Origin of the sequence: Pseudomonas sp. PDNC002 (assembly GCF_016919445.1) — a bacterium.
GTDB lineage: Bacteria > Pseudomonadota > Gammaproteobacteria > Pseudomonadales > Pseudomonadaceae > Pseudomonas.
In genome coordinates this window covers 5,398,571-5,419,114 of record NZ_CP070356.1, presented here as the reverse complement: position 1 = coordinate 5,419,114, position 20,544 = coordinate 5,398,571, and the positions used below count along the sequence as shown (strand labels likewise).

16 protein-coding genes and 3 tRNA genes are annotated in these 20,544 nt (G+C 65.1%); 16 read left to right on the top strand and 3 right to left on the bottom strand.

Going from position 1 to position 20,544, the window contains the following annotated elements; genetic code table 11:
- The first annotated feature begins 98 nt into the window (after nt 1–98).
- The 7 genes from JVX91_RS24405 to JVX91_RS24375 all read left to right on the top strand — a co-directional run bounded on the left by JVX91_RS24405 (nt 99) and on the right by JVX91_RS24375 (nt 4,870).
- Nucleotides 99–641, top strand: coding sequence for a CvpA family protein (locus JVX91_RS24405; RefSeq protein ID WP_205336656.1), 543 nt, complete (start codon nt 99–101; stop codon nt 639–641).
- Between the two features lie 106 nt (nt 642–747).
- Nucleotides 748–2,253: an amidophosphoribosyltransferase gene (gene purF / locus JVX91_RS24400; protein WP_205336655.1), complete on the top strand. Its 1,506-nt coding sequence runs from the start codon at nt 748–750 to the stop codon at nt 2,251–2,253.
- A 27-nt stretch (nt 2,254–2,280) separates the two neighbouring features.
- Nucleotides 2,281–3,492: an O-succinylhomoserine sulfhydrylase gene (locus JVX91_RS24395; RefSeq protein WP_205336654.1), complete on the top strand. Its 1,212-nt coding sequence runs from the start codon at nt 2,281–2,283 to the stop codon at nt 3,490–3,492.
- 2 nt (nt 3,493–3,494) lie between these two features.
- Nucleotides 3,495–4,256, top strand: a complete 762-nt coding sequence (locus tag JVX91_RS24390) for an SDR family oxidoreductase (RefSeq protein WP_205336653.1) — start codon at nt 3,495–3,497, stop codon at nt 4,254–4,256.
- A gap of 272 nt (nt 4,257–4,528) precedes the next feature.
- Nucleotides 4,529–4,604: transfer RNA gene (locus JVX91_RS24385), tRNA-Val, on the top strand.
- Between the two features lie 15 nt (nt 4,605–4,619).
- Nucleotides 4,620–4,696 (top strand) — tRNA-Asp (locus JVX91_RS24380).
- A gap of 97 nt (nt 4,697–4,793) precedes the next feature.
- Nucleotides 4,794–4,870: transfer RNA gene (locus JVX91_RS24375), tRNA-Asp, on the top strand.
- 251 nt (nt 4,871–5,121) lie between these two features.
- On the opposite strand, the gene JVX91_RS24370 is transcribed toward JVX91_RS24375, so the two are convergent.
- Nucleotides 5,122–6,159 carry an AraC family transcriptional regulator gene (locus tag JVX91_RS24370; RefSeq protein WP_205336652.1) on the bottom strand — a complete coding sequence of 346 codons (1,038 nt, stop codon included), beginning with the start codon at nt 6,157–6,159 and terminating at the stop codon, nt 5,122–5,124.
- Nucleotides 6,156–7,274, bottom strand: coding sequence for a carbon-nitrogen hydrolase family protein (locus tag JVX91_RS24365; RefSeq protein WP_205336651.1), 1,119 nt, complete (start codon nt 7,272–7,274; stop codon nt 6,156–6,158). Before JVX91_RS24365 ends, JVX91_RS24370 begins: the two co-directional genes overlap by 4 nt.
- Nucleotides 7,275–7,490: 216 nt before the next feature.
- On the opposite strand from JVX91_RS24365, the gene JVX91_RS24360 reads away from it, so the two are divergent.
- The 3 genes from JVX91_RS24360 to JVX91_RS24350 all read left to right on the top strand — a co-directional run bounded on the left by JVX91_RS24360 (nt 7,491) and on the right by JVX91_RS24350 (nt 12,188).
- Nucleotides 7,491–9,524, top strand: a complete 2,034-nt coding sequence (locus JVX91_RS24360; protein ID WP_205336650.1) for an NADPH-dependent 2,4-dienoyl-CoA reductase — start codon at nt 7,491–7,493, stop codon at nt 9,522–9,524.
- 249 nt (nt 9,525–9,773) lie between these two features.
- Nucleotides 9,774–11,234 (top strand): chromosome partitioning protein ParA, encoded by a 1,461-nt coding sequence (locus JVX91_RS24355; RefSeq protein ID WP_205336649.1) that lies wholly within the window; start codon nt 9,774–9,776, stop codon nt 11,232–11,234.
- Between the two features lie 9 nt (nt 11,235–11,243).
- Complete coding sequence (locus JVX91_RS24350; RefSeq protein ID WP_205336648.1) at nt 11,244–12,188, top strand: pyridoxal-phosphate dependent enzyme; 945 nt, start codon at nt 11,244–11,246, stop codon at nt 12,186–12,188.
- On the opposite strand, the gene JVX91_RS24345 is transcribed toward JVX91_RS24350, so the two are convergent.
- Nucleotides 12,176–13,120, bottom strand: a complete 945-nt coding sequence (locus JVX91_RS24345) for a DUF1853 family protein (protein ID WP_205336647.1) — start codon at nt 13,118–13,120, stop codon at nt 12,176–12,178. The genes JVX91_RS24350 and JVX91_RS24345 overlap by 13 nt on opposite strands.
- Before the next feature lie 112 nt (nt 13,121–13,232).
- Here JVX91_RS24345 and JVX91_RS24340 point away from each other — a divergent pair, with 112 nt between their 5' ends.
- From JVX91_RS24340 to pepN, 6 genes are all read left to right on the top strand, one after another.
- Nucleotides 13,233–14,120, top strand: a complete 888-nt coding sequence (locus JVX91_RS24340) for an NAD(+) kinase (protein ID WP_205336646.1) — start codon at nt 13,233–13,235, stop codon at nt 14,118–14,120.
- Nucleotides 14,120–15,100, top strand: coding sequence for a metallophosphoesterase (locus JVX91_RS24335; protein ID WP_205340094.1), 981 nt, complete (start codon nt 14,120–14,122; stop codon nt 15,098–15,100). Before JVX91_RS24340 ends, JVX91_RS24335 begins: the two co-directional genes overlap by 1 nt.
- On the top strand, nt 15,097–15,963 hold the full coding sequence (locus JVX91_RS24330; RefSeq protein ID WP_205336645.1) for a rhomboid family intramembrane serine protease: 867 nt from the start codon (nt 15,097–15,099) through the stop codon (nt 15,961–15,963). Before JVX91_RS24335 ends, JVX91_RS24330 begins: the two co-directional genes overlap by 4 nt.
- A gap of 299 nt (nt 15,964–16,262) precedes the next feature.
- Nucleotides 16,263–16,523 (top strand): DUF1315 family protein, encoded by a 261-nt coding sequence (locus JVX91_RS24325; protein ID WP_205336644.1) that lies wholly within the window; start codon nt 16,263–16,265, stop codon nt 16,521–16,523.
- Nucleotides 16,523–17,350 (top strand): DUF2797 domain-containing protein, encoded by an 828-nt coding sequence (locus tag JVX91_RS24320; RefSeq protein WP_205336643.1) that lies wholly within the window; start codon nt 16,523–16,525, stop codon nt 17,348–17,350. The genes JVX91_RS24325 and JVX91_RS24320 overlap by 1 nt, the downstream gene beginning before the upstream one ends.
- 149 nt (nt 17,351–17,499) lie before the next feature.
- On the top strand, nt 17,500–20,172 hold the full coding sequence (pepN, locus tag JVX91_RS24315; RefSeq protein ID WP_205336642.1) for an aminopeptidase N: 2,673 nt from the start codon (nt 17,500–17,502) through the stop codon (nt 20,170–20,172).
- The last annotated feature ends 372 nt before the right edge of the window (nt 20,173–20,544 follow it).

The following is a 20,544-nucleotide window of genomic DNA, read 5'->3' as shown; positions in this document are numbered from 1 at the left end:
TCGTTAGCTTTATTCAATCAGCCCCATCGCAAACTGGGGCTCTTCTAAATCAAAGGCCTCTGCTAAAATGCGGGGCCTTTCCGTTTCTGGGCCGCAACGTGGCATTTACCTGGGTCGATTGGACGATGATCGGCATCATCGTCATTTCCAGCCTGATCAGCTTGAGTCGTGGTTTCGTCAAGGAAGCCCTGTCGCTGGTCACCTGGATCGTAGCCGGTGCGGTCGCCTGGATGTTCGGCGGCGCGCTGGCCGAGCATCTCGCACCCTATATCCAGTTGCCGTCCGGGCGTGTCATCGCTGCTTGCGCCCTTCTTTTCGTCGTCACGCTGTTGCTGGGCGCACTCGTCAATTTCCTGATCAGCGAGCTGGTGCGTGTGACCGGTATGTCCGGCACCGACCGTGTGCTCGGCATGGTTTTCGGCGGCGCCCGTGGCGTGCTGCTGGTGGTGCTGGTGGTTGGACTGCTCAGCCTCGCGCCGGTACAGCAGGACCCGTGGTGGCAGCAATCGGTGCTGATGCCGCATTTCCTGATGGTCGCCGATTGGTCGAAGAACATCATTCTGACGTTTGCCGGGCAGTGGATGTCCGGCGTTACCATCGCTCCGCCATCCGGAGCAGGTAGTTTGCTGCCGGCCCAGTGACGGGCAGGCACAGGCGACGGGTAGCCGTCGCCGCTATGGCAGGTCCGGTGGATACTGCCAAATACGGAATTGTTTTAGCCTGAACACCAACTAGGGGTTGCGTCGCATGTGTGGCATCGTCGGTATCGTGGGCAAGTCGAACGTCAATCAGGCGCTGTATGACGCCCTCACCGTTCTCCAGCATCGTGGCCAGGACGCTGCGGGGATCGTCACCTGTCAGGACGACCGTCTGTACCTGCGCAAGGACAACGGCCTGGTCCGTGACGTCTTCCAGCAGCGCCACATGCAGCGCCTGGTCGGCAAGATCGGCATCGGCCACGTGCGCTACCCCACCGCGGGCAGCTCCAGCTCCGCCGAGGCGCAGCCGTTCTACGTCAACTCGCCTTACGGCATCACCCTGGCGCACAACGGCAACCTGACCAACGTCGAGCAGCTGGCCAAGGAAATCTACGAGTCCGACCTGCGCCACGTGAACACCAACTCCGATTCGGAAGTGCTGCTCAACGTGTTCGCCCACGAGCTGGCAGTGCGCAACAAACTGCAGCCGACCGAGGAAGACGTCTTCGCCGCCGTCGCCGGCGTGCATGCCCGTTGCGTGGGCGGCTATGCCGTGGTGGCGATGATCACCGGTCACGGTGTCGTCGGTTTCCGCGATCCGAACGCGATCCGTCCGATCGTCTTCGGGCAGCGCCACACTGAGAACGGCGTGGAGTACATGATCGCGTCCGAAAGCGTGGCGCTGGACGTACTCGGCTTCACCCTGATCCGCGACCTCGCGCCGGGCGAAGCGGTCTACATCACCGAGGAAGGCAAGCTCTACACCCGCCAGTGCGCGGCCAACCCGCAGTACTCGCCGTGCATCTTCGAGCACGTCTACCTGGCGCGTCCGGACTCCATCATGGACGGCATCTCGGTCTACAAGGCGCGCCTGCGCATGGGCGAGAAGCTGGCCGACAAGATCCTGCGCGAGCGCCCTGAGCACGACATCGACGTGGTCATCCCGATCCCGGACACCAGCCGCACCGCCGCGCTGGAATTGGCCAACCGCCTGGGCGTGAAGTTCCGCGAAGGCTTCGTCAAGAACCGCTACATCGGCCGTACCTTCATCATGCCCGGCCAGGCCGCGCGCAAGAAGTCGGTGCGCCAGAAGCTCAACGCCATCGAGCTGGAATTCCGCGGCAAGAACGTGATGCTGGTGGACGACTCCATCGTGCGCGGCACCACCTGCAAGCAGATCATCCAGATGGCCCGCGAGGCCGGTGCGAAGAACGTCTACTTCTGTTCCGCCGCTCCGGCGGTGCGCTACCCCAACGTCTACGGCATCGACATGCCGAGCGCCCACGAGCTGATCGCCCACAACCGCAGCACCGAAGAAGTCTGCGAGCTGATCGGCGCCGACTGGCTGATCTATCAGGACCTGCCGGACCTGATCGAATCCACCGAGGGCGGCAAGATCAAGATCGAGCACTTCGATTGCGCCGTGTTCAACGGTGAATACATCACCGGCGACGTCGACGAAGCCTATCTGAACAAGATCGAGCAGGCGCGCAACGACGCGACCAAGACCAAGGTCGCCGGGGTCAGCGCCATCATCGATCTGTACAACGACTGACTTAGAAAACGATAGGGAGAACAGGGCATGGCTCAGGATTGGGAAGCCGGCCGGCTGGACAGCGACCTCGAGGGCGTCAGCTTCGACACCCTGGCGGTACGCGCCGGTCAACGCCGCACCCCGGAAGGTGAGCACGGCGAAGGCCTGTTCACCACCTCCAGCTACGTGTTCCGCAGCGCGGCCGACGCGGCCGCGCGTTTCGCCGGTGAAGTGCCGGGCAACGTCTATTCGCGCTACACCAACCCGACAGTGCGCACCTTCGAGGAGCGTATTGCCGCGCTCGAAGGCGCCGAGCAGGCGGTGGCCACGTCCACCGGCATGTCGGCGATTCTTTCCCTGGTGATGAGCCTGTGCAGCGCCGGCGACCACGTGCTGGTCTCGCGCAGCGTGTTCGGCTCGACCATCAGCCTGTTCGAGAAGTACTTCAAGCGTTTCGGCATCGAGGTGGACTACCCGCCGCTGAGCGACCTGAAAGCCTGGGAAGCGGCGTGCAAGCCCAACACCAAGCTGTTCTTCGTCGAGTCGCCGTCCAACCCGCTGGCCGAGTTGGTGGACATCGCCGCGCTGGCCGAGATCGCCCATGCCAAGGGCGCTCTGCTGGCGGTGGACAACTGCTTCTGCACCCCGGCGCTGCAACAGCCGCTGAAACTGGGCGCGGACGTGGTGATCCACTCGGCGACCAAGTACATCGATGGCCAGGGCCGCACCATGGGTGGCGTGGTTGCTGGTCGCCGCGCACAGATGGAGCCCGTCGTCGGCTTCCTGCGTACCGCCGGGCCGACCCTCAGCCCGTTCAACGCCTGGATATTCATCAAGGGCCTGGAAACCCTGCGCGTGCGCATGCAGGCCCACAGCGCATCGGCCCAGCAGGTGGCGCAGTGGCTGGAGCAGCAGCCGGGGATCGAGCGCGTCTACTACTCCGGTCTGCCCAGTCATCCGCAGCACGAGCTGGCCAAGCGTCAGCAGAAAGGCTTCGGCGCTGTGGTGAGCTTCGAGGTGAAGGGCGACAAGGCTGCGGCCTGGCGCTTCATCGACGCGACCCGGATGATCTCCATCACCACCAACCTGGGCGATACCAAGACCACCATCGCCCATCCGGCCACCACCTCGCACGGGCGCCTGTCGCCGCAGGAACGCGAGAACGCCGGCATCCGTGACAACCTGATCCGCGTCGCCGTGGGCCTGGAAGATATCGACGATATCAAGGTCGACCTGGCGCGAGGCCTGGCCGCGCTGTGAGCATGACGGAAGCGCTCGGCAATGGTCGCGTCGTCCTGGTCACTGGGGCGGCGCACGGTATCGGCCTGGGTGTCAGCGCCTGGCTAATTGCCGAGGGTTGGCAGGTGGTGCTGGCGGATATCGATCGGGAGCGCGGACCGAAAGTGGCTGCGGCGCTGGGCGAGCGCGCCAGCTTCATCGCGCTCGACGTGGCCAGCGAGGGGCAGGTGGCGGCGGCGGTAACCGAGCTGATCGGCCAATTCGGCCGCCTGGATGCGTTGGTGAACAATGCCGCCATCGCGCGGCCGCACAACACGGCTCTGGAAGGCCTCGGCCTGAACGAGTGGAACCGCACCCTGGCGGTGAATCTCACCGGTCCGATGCTACTGGCCAAGCATTGCGCGCCGTACCTGCGTGCGCACGATGGCGCCATCGTCAATATCGCCTCCACCCGCGCACACCAGTCGGAACCGAACTCCGAAGCCTACGCCGCGAGCAAGGGCGGGCTGTTGTCGCTGACCCACGCCCTGGCCTGCAGCCTGGGCCCGGAGATTCGCGTCAATGCCATTTCCCCCGGCTGGATCGATGCCCGCGACCTGCGCCAGCGCGAGGCCGAGCCGCTGACCGAGCTGGACCATGACCAGCACCTGGTCGGTCGTGTCGGCACTGTGGAGGACATTGCCTCGGCGGTGTCCTGGCTGATCGGCGAGAGTGCCGGTTTCGTCACTGGCCAGGAGCTGGTGATCGACGGCGGCATGACGCGCAAGATGATCTACCTCGACTGAAGGTCGGGCGTGGAAGAGGAGGGCGGCCCGAGGGTCGCCCTTTTTCTTTTGTGGCTCTCCGACTCTGAGCGTGGGCTGTTCGCGAGCAAGCCCGCTCCTACAAGAGCGCTCGCGAGGTTGACTCTGTAGGAGCGAGCTTGCTCGCGAACCTGGAGCCGCACCGAGGTCGCTAACCACACGCTGAACTTTTTTCGCGGGAAATGAAAAAAAGTTCAATCAGGGCATTGACTTAGGATCTGCCGACTGTAGAATGCGCCCCACTTCGAGACGAAGGGTGATTAGCTCAGCCGGGAGAGCATCTGCCTTACAAGCAGAGGGTCGGCGGTTCGATCCCGTCATCACCCACCACTCTCGCAGTTACGCGCAGCGGTAGTTCAGTCGGTTAGAATACCGGCCTGTCACGCCGGGGGTCGCGGGTTCGAGTCCCGTCCGCTGCGCCATTTTCCCCCTCCTTGGTTCCTACCCCGAACCAGCTTGTCGAGTGATTCACTCCAGGCGCAAGGAGGTTGCTGTACCGGACGCAAGTCCAACCGACACGCAGCGGTAGTTCAGTCGGTTAGAATACCGGCCTGTCACGCCGGGGGTCGCGGGTTCGAGTCCCGTCCGCTGCGCCATATTCGAAAGCCCTCAGGTAGCAATACCTGAGGGCTTTTTCGTTTCCGTCCGAAAAGTCCTGTGGCTGCACTGTAAGACGCTGTCACAGGTCGGTCACTTTCTGCGTCTAGCTTTTTTCCCATGGTCTTTGCTAAAACCGGATCGAACGGTCAGGAGAAAGCCAATGGACGACTATCAGGAAGAACTGCTGGAACTGCATGCCGTGGAACAGGATCTGCCGGAGCCGGCCGACGACGCCACGGAGATGTGATCAGGCGCTCTGACGCTGGGCGCGGCGGAATTCGCCCGGTGTCTGCCCGCTCCAGCGCTTGAAGGCGCGCTGGAAGGCTTCTGCCGAAGCGAACCCGAGCAGGTAGGCGATCTCGCCGAAGGCAAGGTCCGTATCGCGGATGTAGATCATTGCAAGGTCGCGGCGGGTGTCGTTGAGGATGCTGCGGAACTGCGTGCCTTCCTCGGCCAATTTGCGGCGCAGCGTCCAGGTCGGCAGCTTGAGGCGTGCGGCGACTTCCTCCAGGTCCGGCTCGCGACCGTTGAGCATCGGTCCCAGCAGCTGTGCTACGCGCTCGCGCAGGCTGCGCGTGCGGGTCAGTTGCTCCAGTTCCTTCTCGCAGATATCCAGCAATTGCCGCCAGGTGCTCGGGCAGTGGTCCGGATTGCCGCGTGCCAGCGCCGACTGATCCAGGCGCAGTTGGTTGTGTGGCGCGCCGAACTCCACCGGGCAGCCGAACATCTCCTCGAAGCGCGCCGCCCAGGCGGGCGCCGGATATTCGATCTCGATCTTCTCCGGACGCAGCGCCTGCGCCCCGATGCTGCCCAACATGCTCACCCAGCCGGCCAGCACCGAATCCACCACGAAGCGGTTGTAGGCGTTGTACGGGCTGATGGAATAGAAACGCAGGCAGGCGCCACTGGCGTCCTCGATGAAGCTGCTCTGGCCGCGATAGTTCTGCGCGTAGAGGGGTTCGAAGCGGATCAGCGCGCGAGCGGCGGCGCGCAGGTTGGGCGCCTGTGCGGCCGTGACGCCGGCGAGGCCGCTCTGGCTTGGGCGGCTCAACTGGCCCATGCGTAGCCCGAGCGCCGGATCGCCACTCTGCTGGATCGCCGCATGGCCCAGGCGCATGTAGCGGGGAATCGACAGGCGCGCGCCGGGCTCGCCCAGGCGCGCCGCGTCCAGTCCGTACTGTTGCAGCAGCGGCTGCGGATCAACGCCGCTTTCCGCCAGGGCGTCGGTGAGGCTGTGGACGAAGCCCACGGACAGGTCGCCCAGACGCATGGTCGGGCGGGTCATAGCCAGAGGTTGATCAGGCGCGCACCGGGGCCGTCGGGCGCCAGGGTGTGGTTGCTGCCGCTGACGACCAGGCTGCGGCCGTCGCTGCCCAGGTCCCACAGGTGGCCGCGCATGAACACGGTGATGCCGGCATGGGCGCCGCTTTCGCCGAGGCGGCCGGCCAGAGCCAGGCGTTCCCAGGCTTCGCCTTCGGTCAGCTCGCCAGGCTTGAGCGTTACGTCAGAAGGCGTGGCTGCGCCGTTATAGCCCTTCCAGGGTTTGCTCCAGTTGCCGTTGCCGGTGAGGAAGGCGGGCACCGCGACGATGTCGGGTTTGTTCGCCGCCAGCGCCGCGTAGCTCGCCGGATACCAACTGTCGGCGCAGATCAGTACGCCCAGGCGTCCGGCCGGAGTCTGCAGGACCTGCAGGTCGTCGGGGTCGCCGCCACGGGTGAAGCCTTTCTCGTCGTCGATGGGGAACAGCTTGCGCTGCGGTTTGCCCAGCGGCAGGCCGTCGCTGCCGAACACCTGGGTGACGTTGTAGAGACGGCCATTGCCGGTGCGGATCTGGCCTTCGACGATGCGTGGATTGGGTAGCACGATAGAGCCGGCGACGATGGTCACGCCGAATTCCTTCGCCAGGCCGCCGAACAGCGTCTGGTAGTCGTGGGCCATGTCCACCGCCTTCATGCGGAACAGCGCGTCGGCCATGCGATCTTCGCTCTTCGCGCCGAGCCAGCCGCGCGCGAGTTTCAGCGGGTTGCTGGCGACCATCCATTCCATGGCCTCGGTCAGGTGCTCGGTCTGGTAAACCTCGGGCTTTTCGCCAGCGGCCACCAGCCAGGTGCCGATGTGTTCGGGGAAGACCACGATGGTGCGCGGGTTGATCAGGCCCTCGTCACGGGCCTTGGCCAGGTAGGCGTGGAACTTCAGGCGCAGGCGCTCGACGCTCTGGTAGTCCTGGGTGAACAGCTCCGGCTGTACGCCCAGCAGGTTGCCGCGCTCGGACGGCTGGCCCTGGTTGAGCGCGACCTGGCTGCGCAGGTCGGACAGGTAATGGCCGACCGGGCGACGCTCCGCCCAACCGGCGTAGCCGGCGAAGAGGACGACCAGGACGAGGAAGATCAGCTTGCGCATAAAGAAAGGGTACTCATGGGGTGCACCACAGGGTAGGGGTTGGGCCGGGCGTTGCCAAGTCGGGGTGTCATCTTTGGTCAGTAACTTGTCATTTTCGATCATTGAGCGCGGCGGGTGCGCTCCTTAGAGTCTGCCCCATACCGACCGCGCCCCATGCCTTGCCGTTCCGATACTGCAGGCTGAGGGCGCGGCATCATCGTGAATGCCGGAGGAATCATGACCGCCACTTATCCGCACCTGCTCGCGCCGCTGGACCTGGGTTTCACCACCCTGCGCAACCGCACCCTGATGGGCTCCATGCACACCGGCCTGGAAGAGAAGCCCCAGGGCTTCGAGCGCATGGCGGCGTACTTCGCCGAGCGCGCCCGTGGTGGCGTCGGCCTGATGGTCACCGGTGGTATCGGCCCGAACGATGAGGGCGGCGTGTATTCCGGCGCGGCCAAGCTGACCACCCCGGAAGAAGCCGAGAAGCACAAGATCGTCACCCAGGCGGTGCACGAGGCGGGCGGCAAGATCTGCATGCAGATCCTGCATGCCGGTCGTTACGCCTACAGCCCCAAGTCGGTCGCGCCCAGTGCCATCCAGGCGCCGATCAACCCGTTCAAGCCGCGCGAGCTGGATGAAGAGGGCATCGAGAAGCAGATCGCCGACTTCGTCAATTGCTCGAGCCTGGCACAGGTGGCCGGCTACGACGGCGTCGAGATCATGGGTTCGGAAGGCTACTTCATCAACCAGTTCCTCGCCGCCCACACCAACCACCGCACCGACCGCTGGGGTGGCAGCTACGAGAACCGCATGCGCCTGCCGGTGGAAATCGTCCGCCGCGTGCGCGAGGCCGTGGGCCCGAACTTCATCATCATCTATCGCCTGTCGATGCTCGACCTGGTGGAAGGCGGCAGCACCTGGGACGAAATCGTCCTGCTCGCCAAGGCCATCGAGAAGGCCGGCGCCACCATCATCAACACCGGTATCGGCTGGCACGAAGCGCGTATCCCGACCATCGCCACCAAGGTGCCGCGCGCGGCCTTCACCAAGGTCACCGCCAAGCTGCGTGGCGAGATCGGCATCCCGCTGGTCACCACCAACCGTATCAACACCCCGGAAGTCGCCGAGCAAGTGCTGGCCGAGGGCGATGCCGACATGGTCTCCATGGCCCGTCCGTTCCTCGCCGACCCGGACTTCGTCAACAAGGCCGCCGAAGGCCGCGCCGACGAGATCAACACCTGCATCGGTTGCAACCAGGCCTGCCTGGACCACACCTTCGGCGGCAAGCTGACCAGTTGCCTGGTGAACCCGCGCGCCTGCCACGAGACCGAGCTGAACTACATCCCGACCACCCACGTGAAGAAGATCGCCGTGGTCGGCGCCGGCCCGGCGGGCCTGTCCGCTGCCACCGTGGCGGCCGAGCGTGGTCATGAGGTGACGCTGTTCGATTCGGCCAGTGAGATCGGTGGCCAGTTCAACGTTGCCAAGCGCGTGCCGGGCAAGGAAGAGTTCTACGAGACCCTGCGCTACTTCAAGCGCAAGGTGGAAACCACCGGTGTCGACCTGCGCCTGAATACTCGCGTCAGTGTCGACGACCTGGTGAAGGGCGGCTTCGACGAGATCATCCTCGCCACCGGTATCGTGCCGCGCACCCCGGCCATCCCGGGTATCGAGAACGCCAAGGTGATCAGCTACCTGGACGCCATTCTCGAGCGCAAGCCGGTCGGCCACAGCGCGGCGGTGATCGGCGCCGGCGGCATCGGCTTCGACGTCTCCGAGTACATCACCCACGCTGGCGAATCCACCAGCCTGGACCGCCATGCCTTCTGGCAGGAGTGGGGCATCGACGAAAACCTGGAAGCTCGTGGCGGTATCGCCGGCATCCAGGCGCATCCGCACGCCGCGGCGCGCCAGGTGTTCCTGCTGCAGCGCAAGAAGTCCAAGGTTGGCGATGGCCTGGGCAAGACCACCGGCTGGATCCACCGCGCAGGCCTGAAGAACAAGCAGGTGCAGATGCTCAACAGCGTCGAGTACCTCAAGGTCGACAATGACGGCCTGCACATCAGCATCGCTGGCGGTGAGCCGCAAGTGCTGCCGGTGGACACCGTGGTCGTCTGCGCCGGCCAGGACCCGCTGCGCGAATTGCATGAGAGTCTGGTCGCTGCCGGCCAGAGCGTGCACCTGATCGGCGGCGCCGATGTAGCCGCCGAACTGGATGCCAAGCGCGCCATCAACCAGGGCTCGCGCCTCGCTGCCGAGATCTGAGTCGCAAATCCGGGCCCCGGAAAGTTCCCGGTGGGGCCCGGAATTCTCACCAAATATTTAACCGCGTCACAAAACTCCCCAGCCGGTTAACCACCGGACCTGACCAGCCGGTCCGGTGCCAACCCAGTCACATTGCCTGCGACATTAATTCCCCTAGACTTGCCCGGATGTCGGAAATTTCCTGCACTCAGAGTGCTGCGTTTCCGGTAGGTCCTCGACTTCATCCCGCACCGGCCCAGAGGTCAATCGATGAGCATGCAGAAGAAGCCTCAAATGGTGGAAGCCGTTGTCTTCTTCAACGACCGTGGTGTCTGCAAGGAAATGCTCTACCCCGAATTCGAAGCGCTGCTCGACAACGTCGTGCAGATGCCCGAGTACGCGGACCGGCAGATGCAGCTCGCCTACGTGCTGATCAACCCGCGCCTGCTGGTCAAGGCGGTGGTGTTCTTCTACCTGGACTTCGACGAGAAGGGCGAGGCCGACCGCGGCTGGAACTTGCCGCTGCGCAATCTCGCCGACCGCGCCGGGCGTGGTCCCGACATGGGCGCAGGCCCTATTCGCCTGGCCTGCCGCAGCCAATGCCCGGTGTCCTGGCACCAGATGCACCTGTGGGACCCCACCCTGGACGCCAGCAGGAATCATTTGGTCGAGCTGCGCGAATCGATCAAGCGCAATAGCCTCGGCGTGCTGGTCGAGGAAGAGCCGGTGGCGGTGGAACTCGAACGCCTGCAGATGGCCGACGAGCACCAGTGGTATGCGCCCGCCGAAGAGTCGCGCGAGGAGGCCGAAAAGCTCGCCCGCGCCATGCTCCAGGAGCACCAGCAGAAGACCGCCGAACTGCTTGGCCAGCATGAAACCCGCCTGTCGCAGATCAGCCAGCAGCACGAGCAGGAGCTCGGCCGCCTGAAGCTCGGCGCGCAGGAGCAGGTCAAGGTGCTGCAGGCCGAGCTCTCGGCGCTGCGCGACGGCCTCAAGCGCGAGGAAGAGATCAACGCCGGCCTGCGCCGCGAACTGGATGGCCAGGCCAATGGTTTCCAGCGCGGGCGCGAGGAACTGACCGCGCAACTGCGGCATATCGAGCAGAGCGGCCGGGACGAGCTGGAGCAATTGCGCCAGCAGATCGAGGAAGAGGCCCGTACCCGGATGGCGTCCCTCGAAGCGCGCTACAAGGAACAGATTTCCGTTCGTGACGTCGAGCTCGGCTACCGCAATGAGCTGGACCAGCAACTGCAAGAGGAAAACCAGACGTTGCGCCGTGAGGCCGAACAGCTGCGCGATGAAACTACCCAGCTGCGCGAGCTCGCCAGCCAGTTGCAGCAGGGTGCGCAAAGCCTGCGCCAGGAACTGGACGCGCTGGCGGCCAAGGCGGCCGACGGCTCGGTGCTGGAGCGGCTATCCGGCATGGGGGTGATCTTCGTGGTGTACCATCCCGGCGCCGGGCATCTGACCCTGTCGCTGCAGGATGTCGCCCGCTACCAGGAAAACCCCATGGCCTTTGCCGCCGCCAAGTGCTTTGTCTCCGAAGACCAATACCGTCAATGGCTCGCCCATTACCAACAGCCGGCCTGCGAGGGGCGGCTGTCCAACGGCGAGCGTTGCGCCATGCCCATCGATCGCGTGGAAACGCCCGGCCGCTTCGTCGATGGCGACAGCAACTGTTGCACTCGCCACAAGAGCGCCGGCCGGCTGCGCAGCGTCACCACCGGTTAAGCGGGCGCGTTGCTGTATCCCGATTGGCGCCCCGTCGCGCCGCTGCAATCCGTACGCCTGGAATGGCTCGAACGCGCCGGCATCGAGCTGGCGTTGTTGCGCCTGGACCTCGTCGATGAGCGGGTTTCCGGCAACAAGTGGTTCAAGCTGGCACCCTATCTGAAGCAGGCCGCCGATCATGGCCTCGAAGGCGTGATGACGCTGGGCGGCGCGCATTCCAATCACCTGCATGCGGTGGCGGCGGCCGGGGCGCTGTTCGGCTTCGAGACCGTCGGCCTGCTGCGTGGCGACCCGCAGGACAACCCCACGGTCGCCGATCTGCGCGAGCTGGGCATGCAGTTGCACTGGCTGGGTTATGCCGGCTATCGGCGACGCAACGATGCGGATTTCTGGACGCCCTGGCAGGCGCGCTATCCGCATCTGCTGGCGGTCGGCGAGGGCGGCGGCGGGCTGCCCGGAGCGCTGGGGTGCGTGGCGCTGACCGAGCAGATTCGCCAGCAACTGGGCAGCATCGGCTGGGATGACTACGACCAGCTGTGGGTCGCTTGCGGCACCGGCACCACGCTGGCCGGGCTGGTGCTGGGCGAGGGAGGACGGCATCCGGTGACGGGGACCACGGCGGTGCCGCCGGGCCATGGCGTCGAGGTGCAGGTCCCGGCGTTGCTGCTGGAGGCGGGTGTAGAGGATGCCGGCTATCGGCTGATCGATGCCAGCCGTGGTGGTTTCGCCCGCATCGATCCCGTGTTGGCGCGCTTCCTCCTGGATACCGAAGCCGAATGCGGCGTGCCCCTCGAACCGTTGTATGCCGGCAAGCTGCTACGGGCGTTGCACGATGAGATGGCGGCTGGGCGCATCGCGCGCGGCAGCCGCATCGTCGCTATTCACAGCGGTGGTTTGCAGGGACGCCGGGCGCTGGACGAGCGCCTGCGGGGTCTGGCCGCTCAGCGCGTATAGCCGCCGTGCACGCGGGGCCAACGGTCGCCGACCAGGAACAGCCGTTCCTGCTCCCGCCAGCGGCCCTCGCGGTAGTCGAGGCGCACCAGCATCTGCGGGAAACCGTCCTCCGGCAATTCGGCGAGCCAGTTGGTGAATCGCTCCGCGCTCCAGCAGTCCTCCTCGTCGCAGGCTGCCGGCGATAGCCAGTGTTTGCGCGACAGCGCCTGCCAGCCGTGGGGGTGCTGCGCCTGATAGACCGGCCAATGGCGCCGGTGCAGCCAGCGGCCGCGGCGGTGGTTGTCGCTGGCGCCCGCCGGGGGCGGGCAGGGCGTGGGCCAGGAATAGAACAGATAGCCGCCCAGCCAGAGGCTGGGCGCAGGGGTTGCCTGGCTGAACTCGCGTACCACGGCCAGCCCCTCGGGCGTGGCGGAGAGGGGCAACTGATGCTGGTAGAAGTGCTCGATCTTGCGCAGCAGGTGGTCCTCGGCGCCAGGGCCGAGCCAGGCGTTGGGCCCGTCGTCACTGGGGCCGAGGTAGAGCTTGATGGCCAGTTCCAGGTGATGCAGCCCGTCGTCGTCCTCCAGCAGCAGGTCCAGCTCGCCCAGCGTATGGCCGTTGTTGCGCACCGGCAGGTTGGCGGCGATCAGGTGCAGGTCCGGCGCCTGTTCCAGGGCGTATTGCCACAGGCGCTCGTAGTAGCGACCGAGCCGTTGGTGCGGCGCGGCCGCAAGCGCCGCCAGCAGGTTCGCGGGGGCGTGTTCCTGGGCCAGCAGCCAGTCCGCGAGTGTCGTCGGGTTCGAATGCCAGCGGCTGGCCGCCAACGGGTGGCGCAGGGCAGGGCTGCCAGGCTGCAGCAGCGGCGGGGAGAGTAGCGTCCAGGCAAGGTCGCGGACCTGCGGCTGGCGCAGTTCGATCAGCAGTGCGTCGAGCAGGGGAAGAAAGTCGGTCATCCCTCTAGCCTAGCCGGTGCACCCAGGTGCGGGATGCGCTGCGGTTTGCCGCTGCTTCCGCCTTTCGCCCATAATTCCGACATTCCCGCACCGCAACGCCGTCCGGAGTCCCATGGAACCCTTTCGCAATATCGGCATCATTGGCCGCCTGGGCAGCACCCAGGTCCTGGAAACCATCCGTCGGCTGAAGAAATTCCTCACCGAGCGCCACCTGCACGTGATCCTCGAGGACACCATCGCCGAGGTCCTGCCGGGCCACGGCCTGCAGACCTGCTCACGGAAGATCATGGGCGAGATCTGCGACCTGGTGATCGTGGTCGGCGGCGACGGCAGCATGCTCGGCGCCGCACGCGCCCTGGCGCGGCACAAGGTGCCGGTGCTGGGGATCAACCGGGGCAGCCTGGGATTCCTCACCGACATCCGCCCCGACGAGCTGGAAACCAAGGTCGCCGAAGTGCTCGGCGGCCAGTACATCGTCGAGAGCCGCTTCCTGCTCGATGCCCAGGTGCGCCGCCACGGCGAATCCATCGGCCAGGGTGACGCGCTGAACGATGTGGTGCTGCACCCCGGCAAGTCGACGCGGATGATCGAATTCGAGCTGTACATCGACGGCCAGTTCGTCTGCAGCCAGAAGGCCGACGGCCTGATCGTCGCCACGCCGACCGGTTCCACCGCCTACGCGCTGTCCGCTGGCGGCCCGATCATGCATCCCAAGCTGGATGCCATCGTCGTGGTGCCGATGTACCCGCACATGCTGTCCAGCCGACCCATCGTGGTGGACGGCAACAGTGAGCTGAAGATCGTCGTCTCGCCGAACATGCAGATCTACCCGCAGGTGTCCTGCGACGGCCAGAACCACTTCACCTGCGCGCCGGGCGACACCGTCACGGTGAGCAAGAAGCCGCAGAAGCTGCGCCTGATCCATCCCATCGACCACAACTACTACGAGGTCTGCCGGACCAAGCTGGGCTGGGGCAGCCGCCTCGGGAGCAGTGAGTGATGGAACTCGACCCGTCACGCGGCTACGACCTGATCGGCGATATCCACGGCTGCGCGCACACCCTCGATCACCTTCTGGAGCGCCTCGGCTATCGCCTGCAGGGTGGCGTGTGGCGCCATGCGCGGCGCCAGGCGCTGTTCCTGGGTGACATCATCGATCGCGGCCCGCGCATCCGCGAAGCCCTGCACCGGGTGCACGACATGGTCGCCGCTGGCGAGGCGCTGTGCATCATGGGCAACCACGAATTCAACGCGCTCGGCTGGTCCACCCCGGCGGCGCCCGGCAGCGGCCGGCAGTATGTGCGTGATCACACGCCGCGCCATGCCCGGCTGATCAAGGAAACCCTGGATCAGTTCGAAGGCCATCCCGCGGACTGGCGCGACTTCCTTGGCTGGTTCCAGAAGATGCCGCTGTTCCTCGATGCCGCGCGTTTCCGCATGGTCCACGCCTGCTGGGATCACGACGTGATCGAGGCGTTGCGCCGGCAGTTCTCCGACGGGCGCATCGACGAAGCCTTCCTCAAGGCCTCCGCCGAGCCCGGCAGTTTTGCCCAGCAGGCCTGTGATCGGCTGCTGCGCGGTACCGACATGCGCCTGCCCAACGGCATGACCCTGACCGGCAGCGACGGCTTCACCCGCTCGGCTTTCCGCACCAAGTTCTGGGAAGAGGACCGTGCGCCGGAGACCTACGGCGACATCGTCTTCCAGCCCGACGCGCTGCCCGACGAGGTGGCCAGCGAACGCCTGAGCGAAGAGCAGAAGTCCCGCTTGCTGACCTATGGCGCCGATGAACCGCTGCTGTTCGTCGGGCACTACTGGCGGCGGGGTACGCCGGCGCCGATCCGTCCGAACCTCGCCTGCCTGGACTACAGCGCGGTGATGTACGGCAAGCTGGCGGCCTATCGGCTGGACGATGAAACGCGGCTGGACCGCAACAAGTTCGTGTGGGTGGATGTAAAGCGTCCGGGGGGCGAAGAGTGAGCGCTATCGAAGCGATGCGGCTGCCGTCGGCGGTCGACCTGGGTGCGTTCGTCGGCCTGCTGCGCCGGTTGAACGTGCCGTTCCGGGTCAGCGAGGAGTCCGGCGAGCAGGTGCTCTGGGTGCCCAATGCGCAATTGGCCGAGCAGGTGCGCCATCTCTATGAACGGTATCCGCAGGGCGATCCCGAGTTCACCGTGCAGGCCGAGCCGCAGCGCCGTGGGCCGAGTTTCGTGCAGCAACTGAAGCTGAGCCGGATGACCGCGGCCGTGCTGCTGGTGACCTTCGTGGTGGCCGCCGTGACGCTGTTGGGGACGTCGCCGGAAACGCTGCGCTGGTTCACCTTCCAGGACTTCCGCCTGGTCGGTGCGGACCGCGTGGCGTTCTATCCGCTGTCCTCTGCCTTGGCAGAGGGGCAGTGGTGGCGGCTGTTCAGCCCCATGCTGATCCATTTCGGCTGGCTGCACCTGGCGATGAACGCCATGTGGTACTGGGAACTGGGTCGGCGCATCGAGTACCGCCAGGGGCCCTGGATGCTGCTGGGCCTGAGCCTGGGCTTCGGCTTGGTCTCCAACGTCGTGCAGTACGGCGTCAGCGGGCCGAGCCTGTTCGGCGGGTTGTCCGGCGTGCTTTACGGGTTGCTCGGCCATTGCTGGATCTTCCAGCGCATGGCGCCGACGCCGGCCTATCAGCTGCCCAAAGGCGTGGTGGCGATGATGCTGATCTGGCTGCTGGTGTGCCTCTCGGGCGTGATCGACCTGCTCGGCTTCGGCTCCATCGCCAACGGCGCGCATGTGGGCGGGCTGGTGGCGGGTTGCCTGAGTGGCCTGATCGTCGGGTTGCTGGCACGGCGAACTGCGCGCTAGCCGATTCGCCCCGCCGTAGGAGCGGACCTTGTCCGCGAAATCCACTGTGGCGGACTGCGGGGGGCCTGGGAGATTCCCTCCCTTGGTGCCCACGCCACCGCGCGTTGATCCTGCAAGGCCAGAGTGATGGCGGGGATTCGCGGACAAGGTCCGCTCCTACAAATGCACCCCGGCTGCGCTACTGCCGGGATTGCACTGGGCACTGGGGGATCGACGCAACCGATTGACCATCGTTCGTGCGCCGAAGGCTCCGGCCCGGTAGAATGCCCGCTTCGTTTTTCCCCAGCAGGAGCCGGCCCATGTCGTCCTTCGCCGAAATGATCCAGAACATCACCCCCGAAATCTACGAGAGCCTCAAGCTGGCCGTGGAAATCGGCAAGTGGCCGGACGGCCGCAAGCTGTCCCAGGAGCAGAAGGAGCTGTCGCTGCAGGCCATGATCGCCTGGGAGATCGACAACCTCCCCGAGGACCAGCGTACCGGCTACATGGGCCCGCAGGAATGCGCCTCCCACGCCGAGCCGATCCCGAACATGATCTTTTCCTCCAACTCCCTGCACTGATGCAAGAGATTGGACGCGGCGCCCTGGACAAGATGTCGGCGCGCCTGGAAAGCCCCGTGCAGTACGCCTTCCGCCTCGGCGAGGCGCAGGTCCCGGTAAACCCGCTGATCGGCAAGACGGTGCGCCTGGAGTACCTGGGCGAAATCTTCTGCAGCCACTGCGGGCGCAAGACCAAGAAGAGCTTCGCCCAGGGCTACTGCTACCCGTGCTTCACCAAGCTGGCGCAATGCGACAGCTGCATCATGAGCCCGGAGAAGTGCCACTTCGAGGACGGCTCCTGCCGTGATCCGGAGTGGGGCGAGCGTTTCTGCATGACCGATCACGTGGTCTACCTGGCCAACTCCTCGGGCGTGAAGGTGGGCATCACCCGCGCCAGCCAGGTGCCGACCCGCTGGATCGACCAGGGCGCGCGCCAGGCGTTGCCGATCATGCGCGTCGCGACCCGCCAGCAGTCCGGCTTCGTCGAGGACCTGCTGCGCACGCAGGTCACCGACCGCACCAACTGGCGCGCGCTGCTCAAGGGCGAGGCCGAGCCACTGGATCTGGTGGCTATCCGCGAGCAGATCTTCGACGCCTGTGCCGAGGGGATCGTCGGCTTGCAGCAGCGCTTCGGCCTGCAGGCGATCCAGCCGGTGGTCGGCATGGACCCCATCGAGATCAGCTACCCGGTGGAGGCGTACCTCGCCAAGATCACCAGCTTCGATCTGGACAAGACGCCGGTGGTCGAGGGTACCCTGCAGGGTATCAAGGGCCAGTACCTGATCTTCGATACCGGCGTGATCAACGTGCGCAAATACACCGCGTACCAGCTGGCGATCAGCGCCTGATCGCATCTGCATTGAATTTCCGGCTCGCGGCACGCATCTAGGGATAGATGCGCGCGCGACTCGCCCGCTTCGCTCTAGCTCGCTAGAGTCAGTACCAGATTCCTCCGGCCGGCCCACCGCGCCGGCCGCCTGCCAAGGGGCCAAAAGCCATGCGTACCGAGCAACCGAAAGTCATCTACCTCAAGGATTATCAGGCGCCCGAGTACCTGATCGACGAGACCAACCTGACCTTCGAGCTGTACGAGGACCACACCCTGGTCCACGCCCAGCTGGTGATGCGCCGCAACCCGGATCGTGCGGCCGGCGCTCCGGGCGACGGCCTGCCGCCCCTGGTGCTCGACGGCCAGCAGCTGGAGCTGCTTTCCGTCGCGCTGGATGACCGCGCCCTGGAAGCTGGCGACTACCAGGTCGACGAGAACCACCTGACCCTGCAGCCGACCGCCACGACCTTTACCGTCGACAGCACCGTGCGCATCCACCCGGAAAGCAACACCGCGCTGGAAGGCCTGTACAAGTCCGGCAAGATGTTCTGCACCCAGTGCGAGGCTGAAGGCTTCCGCAAGATCACCTACTACCTCGACCGCCCGGACGTGATGAGCAGCTTCACCACCACGCTCTCCGCCGAGCAGCACAAGTACCCGGTGCTCCTGTCCAACGGCAACCCGGTGGCCAGTGGCTCGGAAGAGGGCGGTCGCCACTGGGCGACCTGGCAGGACCCGTTCAAGAAGCCGGCCTACCTGTTCGCCCTGGTCGCCGGTGACCTCTGGGCGGTGGAAGACAGCTTCACCACCATGAGCGAGCGCGAAGTCGCGCTGCGCATCTATGTCGAGCCGGAGAACATCGACAAGGTCCAGCACGCCATGGACAGCCTGAAGAACTCGATGCGCTGGGACGAGAAGGTCTACGGCCGCGAGTACGACCTGGACATCTTCATGATCGTCGCGGTCAACGACTTCAACATGGGCGCCATGGAGAACAAGGGCCTCAACATCTTCAACTCCAGCTGCGTGCTGGCGAAGGCCGAGACCGCCACCGACGCTGCGCACCAACGGGTCGAAGGCGTGGTCGCCCACGAATACTTCCACAACTGGTCGGGCAACCGCGTGACCTGCCGCGACTGGTTCCAGCTGTCGCTCAAGGAAGGCTTCACCGTGTTCCGCGACAGCGAGTTCTCCGCCGACATGAACTCGCGCACCGTCAAGCGCGTCGAGGACGTGGCCTTCCTGCGCACCAATCAGTTCGCCGAGGACGCCGGCCCGATGGCGCACCCGGTGCGCCCGGATTCCTTCATCGAGATTTCCAACTTCTACACCCTGACCGTCTACGAGAAGGGTTCGGAAGTGGTACGCATGATCCACACCCTGCTGGGCGCCGACGGCTTCCGCAAGGGCACCGACCTGTACTTCGAACGCCATGACGGTCAGGCCGTGACCTGCGACGATTTCGTCAAGGCCATGGAAGATGCCAACGGCGTCGACCTCACCCAGTTCAAGCGCTGGTACAGCCAGTCCGGTACTCCGCGCCTGGCGGTGGAGGAGAGCTATGACGCCGCCGCGCAGAGCTACACCCTGACCTTCCGCCAGAGCTGCCCGGCGACGCCGGGGCAGAGCGAGAAGCTGCCCTTCGTCATCCCGGTGCAGATGGGCCTGATTGACAAGCTTGGCAACGCTCTGTCGCTGCGCCTCAAGGGCGAAGAGCACGCCCATGGTAGCGACCGCGTACTGCAGGTCACCGAGGCCGAGCAATCCTTCACCTTCGTCGGCCTCGCCGAGAAGCCGTTGCCGTCGCTGCTGCGCGGACTCTCCGCGCCGGTGAAGCTGAGCTTCCCCTACGACCGCGACCAGTTGATGTTCCTCATGCAGTTTGATGAGGACGGTTTCAATCGCTGGGAAGCCGGTCAGCAGTTGTCCGTGCAGGTCCTGCAGGAACTGATCGGCCAGCACCAGCGGGGCGAGAAGCTGGTACTCGACCAGCGTCTGATCGTTGCCTTCCGTACGCTGTTGCTGGATACCGGTCTCGACCAGGCCATGGTTGCCGAGATGCTCTCGCTGCCCAGCGAGGCGTACCTCACCGAGATCAGCGACGTGGCCGACGTCGAGGCCATTCACGCGGCCCGCGAGTTCGCCCGCCAGCAGATCGGCGCGGCGCTGCACGAGCAGCTGTGGGAGCGTTACCAGGCCAACCGCAAGCAGTCGCGCGAGACCGCCTATGTCGCCGAAGCCTCGCACATCGCCCGTCGCAGTCTGCAGAACATCGCGCTGTCCTACCTTATCCAGAGTGGCAAGGCCGAAGTGCTCGCCGCCTGCCAGGAGCAGTACAAGGATTGCGACAACATGACCGAGCGCCTGACCGCGCTGGCGGTGCTGGTCAACTCTTCGTTCGAGAGTGAGAAGGCAGAGGCGCTGGCGATGTTCGCCGACTACTTCAAGGATGACCCGCTGGTGATGGACCAGTGGTTCAGCGTCCAGGCCGGCTGCACCCTGCCGGGCGGGCTGGAGCGCGTACAGGCGCTGATGAATCATTCGGCCTTCACCCTGAAGAACCCGAACAAGATTCGTGCGTTGATTGGTGCCTTCGCCAACCAGAACGCGGTGAACTTCCACCGTGCGGACGGCGCGGGTTACCGCTTCCTCGCCGACCAGATCATCACCCTCAATGCGCTCAATCCGCAGATCGCCTCGCGCCTGCTGACGCCGCTGACCCGCTGGCGCAAATACGCACCGGCGCGCCAGGCGCTGATGAAGGCCGAGCTGGAACGTATTCTCGCGTCTGGCGAACTGTCCAGCGACGTTTACGAAGTGGTCAGCAAAAGCCTCGCCTGAGTTTCCCGCCGCGCCCTTCTCCGGGCGCATTGGGTTATCGAAAAGGTGTTACCAACTTTGGTTGGTAACACCTTTTTGTTACCTATCGAAATTGATCGATCATTTCCTTATCGCTTTGCGCTATGGCGAAACCCCGACGGATGCGTCTGTGTCGCGCCTTCAGGGGCCGATTGCGCCATGAGGAATGGCGAATGGCGCAATCGGTCCCAGGATTTGATCAGTGAATGACCAGTCACAAAAAGTAGCGGGAAAGTTGTTTGTTTTTTGTAAGTGAAATCTGACTAGTTGACCAACTTGGCACTGGGGTTGCACCGGCCGATCCCGCTTAGCCTTTGCCCGTCCATTGGGACGGGAGGCGTGTCGAGCACCTTT

Coding starts and splice junctions, on each gene's coding strand:
- purF (WP_205336655.1), top strand. CDS start 748: ATGTGTGGCATCGTCGGTATCGTGGGCAAGTCGAACGTCAATCAGGCG.
- JVX91_RS24395 (WP_205336654.1), top strand. CDS start 2,281: ATGGCTCAGGATTGGGAAGCCGGCCGGCTGGACAGCGACCTCGAGGGC.
- JVX91_RS24390 (WP_205336653.1), top strand. CDS start 3,495: ATGACGGAAGCGCTCGGCAATGGTCGCGTCGTCCTGGTCACTGGGGCG.
- JVX91_RS24370 (WP_205336652.1), bottom strand. CDS start 6,159: ATGACCCGCCCGACCATGCGTCTGGGCGACCTGTCCGTGGGCTTCGTC.
- JVX91_RS24365 (WP_205336651.1), bottom strand. CDS start 7,274: ATGCGCAAGCTGATCTTCCTCGTCCTGGTCGTCCTCTTCGCCGGCTAC.
- JVX91_RS24360 (WP_205336650.1), top strand. CDS start 7,491: ATGACCGCCACTTATCCGCACCTGCTCGCGCCGCTGGACCTGGGTTTC.
- JVX91_RS24355 (WP_205336649.1), top strand. CDS start 9,774: ATGAGCATGCAGAAGAAGCCTCAAATGGTGGAAGCCGTTGTCTTCTTC.
- JVX91_RS24345 (WP_205336647.1), bottom strand. CDS start 13,120: ATGACCGACTTTCTTCCCCTGCTCGACGCACTGCTGATCGAACTGCGC.
- JVX91_RS24340 (WP_205336646.1), top strand. CDS start 13,233: ATGGAACCCTTTCGCAATATCGGCATCATTGGCCGCCTGGGCAGCACC.
- JVX91_RS24335 (WP_205340094.1), top strand. CDS start 14,120: ATGGAACTCGACCCGTCACGCGGCTACGACCTGATCGGCGATATCCAC.
- JVX91_RS24325 (WP_205336644.1), top strand. CDS start 16,263: ATGTCGTCCTTCGCCGAAATGATCCAGAACATCACCCCCGAAATCTAC.
- JVX91_RS24320 (WP_205336643.1), top strand. CDS start 16,523: ATGCAAGAGATTGGACGCGGCGCCCTGGACAAGATGTCGGCGCGCCTG.
- pepN (WP_205336642.1), top strand. CDS start 17,500: ATGCGTACCGAGCAACCGAAAGTCATCTACCTCAAGGATTATCAGGCG.